This window comes from Pseudomonas sp. AC083, assembly GCF_979253165.1.
Window position 1 is genome coordinate 8,675 of the sequence record NZ_CEEDDH010000011.1, and the last position, 15,130, is coordinate 23,804.

Genomic DNA, 15,130 nt, shown 5'->3' on the forward strand with positions numbered 1-15,130 from the left:
CACCACAGACCCCGTGTGGGAGCGAGCCTGCTCGCGAAGAGGCCGGCCCAAGCGCTGAAGGACTACAACCCCTCCAGCTCCGCCATCAGATCATTCAACCGATCGACCTTCTCCTCTGTAATGTCACTGGCCGCCAGCCCATCGATGTATTCGGCCAGTTCCTCCACCGTGCTGCATTCGAACATCGCGCGCAGCGGCACGTTGCGTTGCAGGGCTTTCTGTACCCGCGAAGCGATCTGCGTAGCCAGCAACGAGTGCCCGCCCAGTTCGAAGAAGTTGTCGCGCACGCCGACCTTTTCCACCTTCAGCACCTCAGCCCAGATATCAGCCAGGGTCTGCTCCAGCTCATTGCGCGGCGCCAGATAATCCTCGCTCTGCAACTGACCGATCTCCAGCGTTGGCAAGGCTTTGCGGTCGAGTTTTCCGTTAGCATTGAGTGGCATCTGCTCCAGCCACAGCCAGTGCAGCGGCACCATGTATTCCGGCAGTTCGGCGCGCAGGCGCTGCTTGATCCGCTCCAGGCGTTCACCCGGATTGAGCGCTGCATCGGCCGCGACCAGGTAGCCCACCAGATGCTTGCCGTTGACGCCTTCCTGCACACCCACCGCCGCGTCGCGCACTTCCGGTTGTTCATGCAGGCGCGCTTCGATTTCACCGAGCTCGATGCGGTAACCGCGAATCTTCACTTGATGATCGACGCGGCCGACGTATTCCAGCACGCCGTCGGTGCGGCGCCGTGCCAGGTCACCGGTGCGGTACAGGCGTTCGCCCGGCGCGCCGAACGGATTCGGCACAAACACCGGCGCGGTGCGCAGCGGATCGCTGACGTAACCGCGACCGACGCCGGTCCCGGCAACACACAACTCACCCACCGCGCCCAATGGCACCAGTTCCAGCGCGCCATCGACCAGGTACAGCAAGTTGTTATCGGTCGGCGTGCCGATCGGCAAGTAACTGCCGCGCGTTGAAGCCATGTCGACACGGAAGAACGCCACATCATCCGAGCATTCCGCCGGGCCGTAAGCATTGACCAGACCAATGTCCGGGTAACGCAGCAGCCATTGATGGGCCAGTTCCGGCGGCATCGCTTCACCGGTCGGCAGCATCCAGCGCAAACCATCAAGGCTCAAACGCTCGGAGCCGAGCATGCCCTGAATCAGCGACGGCACACTTTCCAGCACGGTGATGCCCTGCGCCTGTACATGCGCCAGCAGACCTTGCGGATCGTGGGCAATCGCATTCGGTACGATGTCGACCCGTGCGCCGAACAACGGCGCGGCAAGGAACTGCCAGACGGAAATATCGAAGCTTTGCGAGGCGGTCTGCGCGATCACATCGGCCTCGCTCAAGTCGAGGTACGGGCGTTTGCTCAACTGGTTGTTGAGCATGCCGCGCTGCTCGACCATCACGCCTTTTGGCAGACCGGTCGAACCCGAGGTGTAGATCACATAGGCGAGATTGTCCGGGCCGCTGTGAATGCCGAGATTGTGCGTCGCTGCCACCGATGCCTGGACCTCTTCCCACACCAGCAGGCGCGGGCGATTCGAACAGCCAAACTCTTCGAGCAAGGTCTGCGCCTGCTCTAGGCAGGCTGCGCTGCACACCAGCAACGGCGTGCGGCTCAGCTCGATGATGCGGCTCAGGCGCTGGCTCGGCAGACCCGGGTCCAGCGGCAGGTAACCGGCACCGGCCTTGAAGCTGCCGATGATCATGCCGAGCAGGTCGAGATTACGCTCGGCCAGCAGCGCCACCGGTTGATCCATGCGCACACCGGCAGCGACCAGGGCATGGCCGAGACGGTTGGCGTTGTGATTCAGTTCGGCATAGCTCAATTGCTGATCGAGGCAACTGGCGGCAACGCGCTGCGGATGCGCCGCGACCTGCGCCTCGAACAACGCCACGTAGCTTTGCTCCAGCGGATAGTCGTGGCCGCTCTGGTTGCAATCGTGCAGCAGGAAGTCGCGTTCTTCGTCGCCGAGCAGCGGCAAATCGGCCATGTCGCCATGGAAGCCGTCGACCAGCGCCAGCAGCAGGCGCTTGAACTCACTGAGCATGCGCTCGACCGTCGCCTCGTCGAAGTAACGCTGGTCATAGGACAGGTGCAAGCCAAGGTCATCGCCCGGGTAACACACCGCCGTCAACGGGAAGTTGGTATGGGTGCGGCCGGAATCCGAGGTCGCATTCAGGCTCTGTGCACGATCAAGCACCGAGACTTCCACCGGGGCGTTTTCGAAGACGAACAGGCTGTCGAACAACGGCTGGCCTTTGGGCAATTCGCTCTGTTCCTGGATGTTTACCAGTGGCAGGTATTCGTACTCGCGCAGTTGCATGTTGCTGTCGAGCAAAGCGCTGAGCCACTGGCGCACGCTGCTGCGCTGATCGTCCTCAGGCATCTTCACGCGCAGGGCGATGCTGTTGATGAACAGGCCGACGGTGCGTTGCATTTCCGGCATCTCCACCGGCCGCCCGGCCACGGTCACGCCGAAGAGCACGTCGCGATCGCCGCTCAGGCGCCGCAAAACCAGAGCCCACGCAGCTTGGGCGAAGGTGTTGACGGTCAGTTGATGTGCCTGCGCCAGTTCCCGCAACCGTGCTCCGTCTTCAACATTGAGGCGGGTGTAACGGTCGCCGACGATCATGCCGCCGCTTTCACCGGCGTGTTCGCGCAGGAACGGCCGGTCGCTCGGGATCGGCGTGGTGCGCTCGAAGCCTTGCAGATTCTGCCGCCACCACTGCCGCGCCTCGGCCAGGCTCTGGCGTTGCAGCCAACCGATGTAATCGCGATAACGCGGCGGCACGCTCAACTGCGCTTCACGACCTTCACCGAGGGCGGTGTAGATCTCGAAGAAGTCGTTCATCAGCAGAGAACGGCACCAGGCGTCGATGAGGATGTGGTGGTTGCTCATCATGAACCAGTAGCGCGCCGCGCCGACCTTGATCAGGCGCAGGTGGAACGGCGCCTGATTGAGCAGATCGAACCCGGCTTCGCGCTCGCTTTTCAGCAGCGCTTGCAGCTGTGGTTCATGCTCGGTTTCGGCGACGGCGCTCCAGTCCAGATACTCGATCGGCGTACGCCCCGGCATGTGAATCACTTGCAGCATGTCTTCGCCAACGTTCCAGCAGAACGAGGCCCGCAATGCTTCATGACGAGCGACCACCGCTTGCCAGGCCTGAGCGAAACGCTCGGGGTCGAGCTCGCTGTTGATGCGATATCGATCCTGCATGTAGTACAGACCGGTGCCCGGCTCGAGCAAGGTGTGCAGCAACATGCCTTCCTGCATCGGCGTCAGCGGGTAGACGTCTTCGATGTGCGCGGCCGGCACCGGCAGCGCATCGAGTTGCGCCTGAGTCAGTTTCGCCAGCGGGAAGTCCGATGGTGTCAGGCCGCCGGCCTCGTCTTTTAGACAATGGGCGATCAGGCTTTGCAACTCACCGAGGTAGGCGGCGGCCAGATCGTTAATGGTTTGCGCCTCGTAACGCTCGGCACTGAAAGTCCAGCGCAGCAGCAGTTCACCACCGTAAACCTGACTGTCGACGCTCAGCTCGTTGGGCAACGGCGCCTGCGGATCGTGGGCTGCACCGATTGGCTCATCGAGAGGACGGAACAGCGCATCGCTGCCGAAGCTCTGGTCGAACTGGCCGAGGTAGTTGAAGGTGACCTGCGCCTGCGGCAGCGCGGCCATGTTCTGGCGGCAGCCGTCATCAGCCAGATAACGCAACACGCCATAACCGAGACCTTTATGCGGAACGGCGCGCAATTGTTCTTTGATCGCCTTGATCGAAGCGCCCTGCCCGGCGGCCTCTTCGATATTGTGCGGGGTCAGGCGCAGCGGATAAGCGCTGGTGAACCAACCGACGGTGCGGGTCAGGTCGATCTCGTCGAACAGGGTTTCGCGACCGTGTCCTTCCAGTTGAATCAGTGCCGAGGGCTGGCCGCTCCAGCGGCACAGCACACGGGCCAGCGCGGTCAGCAGCAGGTCGTTGACCTGAGTGCGATAAGCGCTCGGTGCCTGTTGCAGCAACTGCCGGGTGCGCTCGGCATCGAGGCGTACGCTGACGGTTTGCGCATGGCGACTCTGCCTGCCGCCCCGCGGGTTTTCGCAAGGCAGATCAGCGCTCGGCCCGGCCAGTCGCGCCTGCCACCAGCTCAATTCCTCACGCAGCGATTCGCTGCCGGCGTAGGCCTGCAAACGCGCGGCCCAGTCCTTGAAGGCGCTGGTTTTCGCCGGCAGTTTCAGCGGCTGCGCAGCGTCGAGTTGCCGATAGGCGGTTTGCAGATCATCCAGCAGCACGCGCCAGGAAACGCCGTCGACGACCAAGTGGTGGATGGCGATGAACAGGCGTTGCTGAACATCCGCAACATCGACCAGCACCGCGCGCAGTAACGGGCCGTTGCGCAGATGCAGACTGCGTTGCGCGTCGGCGAACAGAGATTCGCACCGATCCAGCGAATCGACGCTGACTTGCCAGAGCACATCCTCATTCGTCAGCGCTTGATGCGTCGCTTGCCATGCATCATCGGTTTCAGTGAAACGCAGACGCAGCGCATCGTGCTGCTCGATCACCGCCAGCAAGGCTTGCTGCAATCGTTGCGGCTCGAGGCGCACAGTCGGTTCCAGCAACAGCGCCTGATTCCAGTGCTGGCGCTGGGGAATGTCCGTATCGAAGAACCAGTGCTGAATCGGCGTCAGGCGCGACTCGCCGACCACCAGGCCCTGCTCGGCAGTCACTTGCTGGGTGCGACTGGCAACGGCGGCGAGCGTCTGCACGGTCTGGTGCTGGAACAGGTCGCGCGGGCTGAAGTGAATGCCCTGCTGACGCGCGCGGCTGACCACTTGAATCGACAGAATCGAGTCGCCGCCGAGTTCGAAGAAGTTATCGTTGAGGCCGACCTGCCTGACGTTGAGCACATCGCACCAGATCTGCGCCAGGGTCTGCTCCAGCTCATTGCTTGGCGCAACATAGTCCTGACGATTCAACTCGGGATCGGGCGCCGCCAAAGCGCGGCGGTCGAGTTTGCCGTTGGCGGTCAGCGGCATGCTTGCCAGCAGCATCAGCTGGGTCGGCACCATGTAGTCCGGCAGTTGCGCCTTGAGGTGCGACTTGAGCGCTTCGCGCAGTTCAGCCTGTTGCGCTTCGCCTTGCCCGGCGACCTCCGTAACGAGGTAACCCACCAACTGCTTGCCACTCGGCGCATCCAGCGCCAGCACCACCGCTTCGCGGATCGAAGGGTGATCGAGCAGGCGCGTTTCGATTTCGCCCAGCTCGATGCGGAAACCGCGGATTTTCACTTGATGGTCGATCCGCCCCAGATACTCGACCAGACCATCGGCACGCTGGCGCACCAGGTCGCCGGTGCGATACATGCGCCCGCCATCAGCGGCAAACGGGTCAGCGACAAAACGCTCGGCGCTGATGCCCGGACGGTCGTGATAGGCCTGCGCCAGACCGGCGCCGCCGACAAACAATTCACCGGTCGCGCCTTGCGGCACCAAGGCCAGATCGGCGTCGAGAATGTACGCGACCCGCGCGCCGATCACGCTGCCGATCGGCACACTGCCGGCGCCCTCTTCCAGTACCTGCGGCGCCAGACTGGCCAGCGGCATGACCACGGTTTCGGTCGGGCCGTAAGCATTGAAAAACTGCGCCGGTTGGAATGCCGCGCGGATGCGCTGCAGATGCTCGCCGGTCAGCGCTTCACCGCCGGTGATGATCATGCGCACCGGCAGGACTTCATTCTGCGTGGCAAGGAACTGCGCCAACTGGCTGCCGTAGCTCGGCGTGAAACCGAGGACGTTGATTCGATGCGTGCGAATCAAGCCGCAGATTTCTTCCGCGTCCCACTGGCCCTGCGCCCGCAACACCACCTGCGCACCGCTGAGCAGCGGCACCAGTAGACGTTCGGTGGCAGCGTCGAAGTTGATCGAATAGAAATGCAGTTCACAGTCGTCCGGGCGCATGCCGAAGCGTTCGATCACGGCCTGGCAGTGCATGGCAATTTCACCGTGGGAGACCACCACGCCTTTCGGTTTGCCGGTCGAGCCCGAGGTGTAAATCAGGTAGGCCTGATGTTGTGGCAGGCTGATAAACGGCAGCTCGCTGGCCGGGTAGTCGGCCAATCCCGGGCTGTCATCTTCCAGACACCAGCGCGCCACGTCTGACGGCAAGTCACCCAGGGCCTGAAACATCGCCCGATCGCTGAGCAGCAGGCCGATGCGGCTGTCTTCAATCATGTAATGCAGACGGTCGAGCGGGTATTCCGGATCCAGCGGCACATAAGCGCCGCCCGCCTTGAGAATCGCCAGCAGGCCGATGACCATTTCCAGCGAACGCTCCAGCGCCAGACCGACCCGCACCTGCGGGCCGACCCCACGCTCACGCAGCGCCCAGGCCAGACGATTGGCCCGGGCATCGAGTTCGGCGTAGCTCAGGGTCTGCCCGGCGAAGGTCAGTGCTGGTGCGTCTTTGCGCGCCAGTGCCTGCTCGGCGAACAGATGATGGATGCACTGATCGAGACGATGCTCGCCCGGCTCGATGCCAAGGCTGTCGAGCAGGTGCTGTTGCTCGGTGTTGTCGAGCAGCGGCAGTTCGCTGAGGCGTTGCTGCGGATCAGCGATCAACGCTTCAAGCAGGTTGCGCCAATGCCTGGCCATGCGTTCGATGGTCGGCTCGTCGAACAGATCGGTGCTGTAAGTCAGGCAGCAGCCGAGGCGATGGTCGAGGTCGGTGACTTCCAGATTGAGATCGAACTTGGTCGCCCGCGCATCGTTGGCCAGGTACTCGACAGTCATCCCAGCGAGGGTGCGGCTCTGCTGGAACTCCCAGCGCTGCACGTTGCACATCACCTGGAACAGCGGGTTGTAAGCCGCGCTGCGTGGCGGCTGCAAGGCGTCGACCAGATGATCGAACGGCAGATCCTGATGGGACTGGCCTTCGATCACGGTGTGGCGCACCTGCTCGAACAGTTCGCCGACCGACATCTGCCCGTCGAGCTGGCAACGCAGCACCTGGGTGTTGAGAAACGCACCGATCAGCCCTTCGCTTTCCGGGCGGATGCGGTTGGCCACCGGCGCACCGATGCGCAGGTCGGTCTGGCCGCTGTAGCGGTAGAGCAACGTGGCGAGTGCGGCGGTCATGGTCATGAACAGGGTCAGGCCGTTTTGCGCATTGAACGCCCGCACCCGCGCAGCGAGATCGTCACTCAGATCGAAACGGAACAGCTCGCCCTGATGGCTCTGTACCGGTGGACGGGGACGGTCGCCGGGCAGTTCCAGCAGCGGATGTTCGCGACCGAGCTGCGCGGTCCAGTAATCGAGCTGGCGCTGGCGCTCGCCGGACTCCAGCCACTGACGCTGCCAGACGCTGTAGTCGAGGTATTGCACCGGCAGCGGCTCGAGCGGCGAGGCGCGCTCATCGACGAACGCTTCATACAGCGCACTGAGTTCACGGGCAAAGATGTCCATCGCCCAGCCTTCGGTGACGATGTGGTGCAAGGTCAGGACGAAGTAATGCTCGTGTTCGGCAGTCTTGACCAGGCAGGCGCGCAGCAGCGGTCCGGTTTCCAGATTGAACGGCTGGTGCGCTTCTGCATCGGCCAGTTGCTGGACTTGTAGCTCCCGGACTTCTGCCGGCAGGCTGGAGAAATCCTTCCAGCCCATGCGCACGCCGGTCTCGGCATGCACCTGTTGGCGGGCGACGCCATCGACACTTGGGAATGTGGTGCGCAGGGTTTCGTGGCGCAGGATCAGCGCCTGCAACGCCGCCTCGAAATGCTCGACATGCAGCACGCCGCGCAAGCGCGCCATGCCGCCGACGTTGTACGCCGGGCTGTCCGGTTCCATCTGCCAGAGGAACCACATGCGCTGCTGCGAATAGGACAGCGGCACCGCTTGGCTGCGGTCGATTTTTGCGATCGGCAACTGTTGGTTGGTGCGGCCGCTGACCTGGATCAGGCGAATCTGTTCGGCGTAATCGCCCAGTTCGCTGTGCTCGAACAAGGTGCGCAGCGGCAGTTCGACGTCACAGGCCTGACGTGTGCGTGAAATGATCTGCGTGGCCAGCAGCGAATGACCGCCGAGAGCAAAGAAATCGTCGCGCAGGCCGATCTGCTTCAGACCCAGCACTTCGCGCCAGATCGCGGCGATCTGTTGCTCCAGTTCGCTGACCGGTTCGATGTGTTCACGCACTTGCCATTGCGGCTCGGGCAAGGCGCGGCGATCAAGTTTGCCGCTGGGGCTCAGCGGCATCGCATCAAGGCGCAGCAATTGTGCGGGCACCATGTATTCCGGCAGCTCAGCGGCCAAAGCGTTGTTCAATCGAGCGATTTGTTGGTCGGCATTTTCCTGCGCATCGCTCGCCGTGAAGTAGCCGATCAGTTGCGCACCGGCAGCGGTTTCGCGCACCAGCACCACGGCCTGGGCGACGCCATTTTGCGCCAGCAGTCGCGCCTGGATTTCTTCCGGTTCGACGCGAAAGCCGCGCAGCTTGACCTGCTGATCGAGGCGACCGAGGTATTCGATCACGCCATCCGAGGACCAGCGCGCACGGTCGCCGGTGCGGTACAAGCGGGCGCCCTGCTCGCCCAGTGGATCGACGACAAAACGCTCGGCGGTCAACGCCGGACGACCCAGGTAACCGCGAGCCAGACCGATGCCGCTGATGCACAGCTCAGCCGCCACACCCGCCGGCACTGGATTGAGATCGGCATCGAGAATGCGGCAGACCACATTGCCCAGCGGCCGGCCAATCGGCGAGCGCGCACCATCGGCGGCACTGCAATGCCAATGGGTGACATTGATCGCGGTTTCAGTCGGGCCATAACGGTTGTGCAATTGCACCGCCGGCAGTTGCGTCAGCACACGGTTGCGCAACTCGGCGGGCAAGGCTTCACCGCCGGAAAACACCCGGCGCAGGCTGGTGCACTCGGCACTCAGCGGCTCGTCGATGAACAGCGCCAGCAGCGGCGGAACGAAGTGCAGCGTGGTCACGCCGTATTGCTGGACCCGTTGCGCGATGCGATGCGGGTCGCGGTGCTCGCCGGGGGCGGCAAGCAGCAGACGCGCGCCGCTGATCAGCGGCCAGAAGCATTCCCACACCGAGACGTCGAAACTGATCGGCGCTTTTTGCATCAGCACGTCGGTTTCGTCGAGGCGGTAAGTGTCCTGCATCCATTGCAGGCGCTCGGCCAGCGCGGCGTGGGTGTTGCCGACGCCTTTCGGTTGCCCGGTGGAACCCGAGGTGTAAATCACGTAGGCGAGGTTGTCGCCGTGCAGGTGCAGGCCCGGTGCCTGGCTCGGCCATTTATCCAGGTGCAGCGCATCCATGGCGATCACGCTGACGCCATCGCTGGCCGGCAGACGCTCGAGCAATTGCGTCTGGGTCAGGAGCAGTGCGACGCCGCTGTCGCGGAGCATGTACGCGAGGCGTTCGGCCGGATAATCCGGATCAAGCGGCACATAGGCGCCGCCGGCCTTGATGATCGCCAGCAGACCGATCAGCAGTTGCGGCGAACGCTCGGCGGCGATGGCCACGCACACGTCCGGGCCAACGCCTTTGTCGCGCAGGTAATGGGCGAGCCGGTTGGCTTGCGCGTGCAGCTCGGCAAAATCCAGACTACCGCCGTCCCACACCAGCGCGGTGCGTTGCGGGTTTTTGCGCGATTGTTGCTCGAGCAGTTCCGGCAGCCATTGTTGCGCCGGGGTGCACGGAGCGACGCTCCAGTCCTTCTGCTGATTCTGCTCGCTGGCGGTCAGCAAGCGCAGATCGCCGATGGCCTGCTGTGGCTGTTCGCAGACCTCGCTGAGCAGATTATGGAAATGTTCGGCCAGACGCTCGATGGTCGTGGCATCGAACAGTTCGCTGGCGTAGTCGAACGCCAAGCTCAGACGGCCGTTGCGATCCTCTTCGCTGTGCAATTGCAGGTCGAACTTGGCCTCGCGGCTGTGCCACGGCAGTTCTTCGGCGAGCAGACCGGGCAGGCGCTTGAGTGCACTGAGGTCGCGCTGCTGATGGTTGAACATGACCTGGAACAAGCCCTGATCGCGGGCCTGCGGGAACGCTTCGAGCAGTTGTTCGAAGGGCAGATCCTGATGGGCTTGGGCGCCGAGTGCGGCCTGGCGGGTCTGGTTCAGCAGCTCGGCAAATGTAAGGCGCGAATCGATTTGCGCACGCAACACCTGGGTATTGATGAAGAAGCCGATCAGGCCTTGGGTTTCCAGGCGCGGACGGTTGGCGTTGGGCACGCCGATGCGAATGTCGCGCTGACCACTGTAGCGGTGCAGCAAACTTTGCAACGCAGCGAGCAAAAGCATGAACGGCGTGGCTTCGTGAGCCTGCGCGGTCTGGCGGATCGCCTCGCTGAGTTTGCTACTCAAGCGCACGCTGTAGCGTGCGGCGCTGTGGTTGTGTCTGGCCGAGCGCGGGTGATCGGTGGCCAGTTCCAATGGCGGATGTTCTTCGCCCAGTTGCGCTTTCCAGTACGCCAGTTGCCGCTCGCCCTCGCCTTGCGCCAGCCATTGCCGCTGCCAGTTGCCGTAATCGGCGTATTGCGTGGGCAGCGCGGCCAGTGTCGCCGGCGCACCTTGGGTTGCCGCCGCGTAGAGACGCGAGAATTCGTCGAGCAGGATATTCAGCGACCAGCCGTCAGCGATGATGTGGTGCAGGGTCACCAGCAGTTGATGTTCTTCGTCATCGAGACGCACCAGTGTCACCGACAGCAACGGGCCTTTTTCCAGATCGAACCGAGTGCGCGCCTCGTCTTCGCGAATCTGCTCGGCACGGGCTTCATGCTCGGGCGCTGGCAGGTCGCTGATGTCGATCAGTTGCAGGTTGAATTCGGCAGCGGCGAGCACTTGCTGCAATGCCACACCGTCGCGTTCGAAGAAACGTGTGCGCAGTGATTCATGGCGTTCGATCAGTTGCTGGAAGCTGCTGCGCACGGCGTCTTCGTCCAGCTCGCCACGCAGGCGCAGGCCGCCGGGAATATTGTAGGCGCTGCTCTGTGGATCGAGTTGCCAAGTGATCCACAGACGGTTTTGTGCCAGCGACTGCGGCATCGGCTCACTGCGCGACAACGTGCTGATTGCATCTTGGGCGCTGCCGCCGTCCTGTTTTAGCTGCGCCACAGCGGCGGCGAAGGCAGACAGGGTTGGCGCTTCGAACAACAGGCGCAGGCTCAGCTCGACACCGAGTGCTTCGCGAACCCGCGCCACTACTTGCGTGGCAGCGATCGAGTTGCCGCCGAGCAGAAAGAAATGGTCGTCGCCACTGACCTGCTTGACGTTGAGTTGCTCGGCCCAGATTTGCCCGATCAACGCTTCAAGGTCCGAAGTGCTGCTGGTCGCGTTTTCCGTTGCGGCTGTGATCGAAGGGAACAGCGCGTAACTGTCGAGGCTGCCATCCGCCAGACGATTGCGGCACGCCGAGCGCTGCAGTTTGCCGCTGGAGGTTTTCGGCAACGCGCCCGGATTGAGCAGCACCACCACGCTTGGCGCCTCCTGATACGCCTCGGCCACCGCTTGGCGAATGGCTTTGATCAGCGCATCTGGCGCAAGGATTTTCTGCACGCTGCGGCTGATTTCTGCAGCGATGCCGATGCCCTCTTCGCCGTCGTGAGTGACCGCGAACGCCGCCACGCGGCCCTTGCGCACCACTTCGACTTCGCGCTCGACAGTCTGCTCGATGTCCTGCGGATAAAGGTTGTGTCCGCGGACGATGAGCATGTCTTTCAGGCGCCCGGTGACGAACAACTCGCCCGCACGGATAAAACCCAGGTCGCCGGTGCGCAACCAGGTGCGGCCGGCGTGCTGGACAAAAGTCTTGGCGCTGGCTTCGGGGTTGCGCCAATAACCGTGGGCGATGCTCGGGCCGGCGGCCCAGACTTCGCCGACGGCGTTGTCGGCGAGTTCTTCGAGGGTATTCGGTTCGACGATCAGCACCGCGTGCTCAGGCTGGCTGATGCCGCAACTCATGACCGCGCTGCCGTCGCCCGGCTCGGCGCGGTTTTGCGCCAGCGCCTGATCGTCCACGCGCAACGCCGGGATGCCGGTGCCACGCGGCGTGCCGGCGACAAACAGGGTCGCCTCGGCCAGACCGTACGAAGCCATGAAGCTGTTGTCGCTGAAACCGCAAGCAGCGAATTTTTCGGCGAAGCGCTCGAGGGTATCGAGACGGATCGGCTCGGAACCGGAATAGGCCACGCGCCAGCGGCTCAGATCGAGACGCTCAAGGGCCGACTCGCTGACCCGCTCACTGCACAAACGGTAGGCGAAATCCGGGCCGCCGCTGATGGTGCCGCCGTATTCGGCAATCGCTTCCAGCCAGCGCAACGGCCGGCCGAGGAAGTACGCCGGCGACATCAGAATGCACGGCACGCCGCTGAAAATCGGTTGCAGCAGGCCGCCGATCAGCCCCATGTCGTGGTACAGCGGCAACCAGCTGACGATGACGTCGTCCGGGTTGACGTCGATGCCGAAACCGTGACGGATCAGCAGTTCGTTGGCGACCAGATTGCCATGGCTGACCTGCACGCCCTTGGGCAGCGCGGTGGAGCCGGAAGTGTATTGCAGAAAGGCGATGTGTTCGGGCGGCAGGCTCGGCTCAATCCAGCTTTCGGCCAGTGCGCTGTCGAGGGTGTCGACACACAGCAGCGGCGGCGCGCCGTCGATTTGTTGCAAGGCATCGCGCAGATCGGCGCTGGTCAACAGCAGCTTGGGCTCGGCGTCGGCGATGATCGACAGCAAACGCTCCTGATGGTGACGACGCGCGGATTCCGGTGGATAGGCCGGTACCGCAATCACACCGGCATACAGGCAGCCGAAAAACGCCGCGACGTAATCCGCGCCGCTGGGAAACAGCAGCACCGCACGCTCACCGAATCCAGCCTGAGCCTGCAACGCAGCGGCGATGGTGCGCGCGCGTTGATCCAGTTCCAGATAGCTGAGCACCACGGTTTGCTCCGGGTTTTCGGCGAGAAAACGCAAGGCCAGTCGGTCCGGCGTCAGGGCCGCGCGACGCTTGAGGGCATGGACCAGGGTGCTGGGGAGTTCGAACGCGTCGGTCATGAGGTTTCCTGCCTGAATTCGGCTTGCAAGTGAAATCGGGTGGCTGCGTCACACCTGTCGAGAGGCGTGCGGGGCGCGGTCTGTGCCGACCGCGCAAGGCATCGGAATGCGCTGAGGCCGGGGATCTGCACCCGGGCCATTCACCAATGAGAACGGATGGAGTGGGGAAATAATTAGTCGGCAGGCGCGACGTCCAGCGGGGCTGGGGTGCGGCGGCGTGTCGCAGTTGGCAAAACACATCGCCTTACAGCAATACCTCTCTTTCTCATTTGACAATCATTATCATTCAACATAATTTGTCGCTCGATGTGTAGGACGGCGCCGTCCCCCGAGGCCCTCCCACTAACCTATTGGCAGCAAGGTGATTTCCATGACGGAACAAGTATCCACAAGCAGGTGCGATTCACCGCTACTTCAGGCATTCGTCGACAATCGACTGATTCTGGTCAAGATTGCAGCCCGCATTACCGGTTGCAGGTCTCGTGCCGAAGATGTGGTTCAGGATGCGTTTTTCCGACTGCAATCGGCGCCGCCGATCACGTCGTCGATCAAGGCTCAGCTGAGCTACCTGTTCCAGATCGTGCGCAACCTCGCCATCGATCACTACCGCAAGCAGGCGCTCGAACAGAAATACTCAGGCCCGGAAGAGGAAGGCTTGAACGTGGTGATTCAGGGCGCTTCGCCGGAAACTTCGCACATCAACTTCTCGACCCTCGAACACATCGCCGATGCGCTGACCGAACTGCCCAGCCGCACCCGTTATGCCTTCGAGATGTACCGTCTGCACGGCGTGCCGCAAAAGGACATCGCCAAGGAACTGGGCGTATCGCCCACCCTGGTCAACTTCATGATTCGTGATGCGCTGGTGCACTGCCGCAAGGTCTCGGGCAGTCGGCGGGATGCAGTGATTGCGGGTCGTCGTTAGGATCCGGATTCTGCGTCAAGCCATTCGCGAGCAGGCTCGCTCCCACACTGGATTTGTGTCGTTCATCAAACCCTGTGGGAGCGAGCCTGCTCGCGAAAGCGGCTTCAGACTCAACCCGCATCAGGCCAGCTTGCACCGATCAAAAAACCGCTCCCGCCCCAGAATCATCAACGCCGCGCGCTTGTGCGGAAAATCGAATTCCTTCTCGCAGTGAAAGCATTGGTTGTGCATATGGCCGATCATCTTCGCGTTGTCGGCACGTGGCTCGGCGACCACGCGCTGGGTGCGTGGATCATCGAGAAACAGGTAATGCACCAGTGCCGATAACCAGCTCGCCACTTTGTGCGGGCCGCGATGACTTTCCTCGCCGACCAGCATGTGAATGCCACGGTCGTAATCGCCGGCATCGTAGAACGGCGCGATGCGATCTTCCTTGGCCCAGTAGGCTTCGAAATAGGCGAATGGCTGATCATCGAAACAGCCGATCAGCGTCAGCGTGTGCGGATCGGCATCGAGCTTGCTCAGGTATTCGCGATGCTGCTCAAGGCTGCCCTCCTCCTGCCAGAAACTCGCCACGCGCGGGCTGTTCTGCCAGCGATTGAAGCGCGACAGATCTTCCTCGATTTCCAGCGTACGCAAGGAAATCCACGCGCCGAGCCGCGCATCGAAACGCCGGTAGACTTCACCGCGCGGCTTCACCGGTCGCAGCGGATGGCGCTTGCCATGGCTGATGACCATTTGCTGCGGATAGCTGCCGGTCAGTGAAGTGCCCAGCCACGGCTGCGGCAGTTGCCAGAACAGCGTGCGCTCGCAGCGGTACTCACCGGCGACTTCGGTATTGATCAGCAGACCACTGCGCAAGGCTTCGGTCGGTGGCTGATCGAGTTGCCAGGTCAATTGCTGGCACGCCGGATCACGGGCGAACAGCCAATAACAGGCGGCCCACAAGGCTTGCCCGGGCGGCAGGGCAAAACGTTCATCAAGCTGAATCGGGCCATTGGCCTCGCGGTCCAGGCGCAGACGAATCAACGGTTGCCCGTCCAGGCTCAGGCTCAGCCGGCTCTCGGTAGCATCAGCGATCAATTGACTGCCCGAGGGCAACGCCAGAGCATTCAGGTCATTCAGATTGGACATGGGTCAGGCT

Annotated in this window: 3 protein-coding genes; 1 reads left to right on the plus strand and 2 read right to left on the minus strand. The window is 62.8% G+C overall.

What is annotated here, in order from left to right; translation table 11 throughout:
- Positions 1-62: 62 nt before the first annotated feature.
- A complete protein-coding gene (locus AC0IXA_RS16835; RefSeq protein ID WP_471813952.1) occupies positions 63-13,061 on the minus strand; it encodes a non-ribosomal peptide synthetase in 12,999 nt (4,332 codons plus the stop codon).
- A 370-nt stretch (positions 13,062-13,431) separates the two neighbouring features.
- Between AC0IXA_RS16835 and AC0IXA_RS16840 the strand changes: the two genes are divergently transcribed.
- Positions 13,432-13,986, plus strand: a complete 555-nt coding sequence (locus tag AC0IXA_RS16840) for an RNA polymerase factor sigma-70 (protein ID WP_008088195.1) — start codon at positions 13,432-13,434, stop codon at positions 13,984-13,986.
- Between the two features lie 120 nt (positions 13,987-14,106).
- Here AC0IXA_RS16840 and AC0IXA_RS16845 read toward each other — a convergent pair whose 3' ends face one another.
- Complete coding sequence (locus AC0IXA_RS16845) at positions 14,107-15,120, minus strand: GNAT family N-acetyltransferase (protein ID WP_471813954.1); 1,014 nt, start codon at positions 15,118-15,120, stop codon at positions 14,107-14,109.
- Positions 15,121-15,130: the final 10 nt, after the last annotated feature.

Excerpts from the sequence above, each read along its gene's own strand:
- AC0IXA_RS16845 (WP_471813954.1), bottom strand. The coding sequence starts at position 15,120 with ATGTCCAATCTGAATGACCTGAATGCTCTGGCGTTGCCCTCGGGCAGT.
- AC0IXA_RS16835 (WP_471813952.1), bottom strand. The coding sequence starts at position 13,061 with ATGACCGACGCGTTCGAACTCCCCAGCACCCTGGTCCATGCCCTCAAG.
- AC0IXA_RS16840 (WP_008088195.1), top strand. The coding sequence starts at position 13,432 with ATGACGGAACAAGTATCCACAAGCAGGTGCGATTCACCGCTACTTCAG.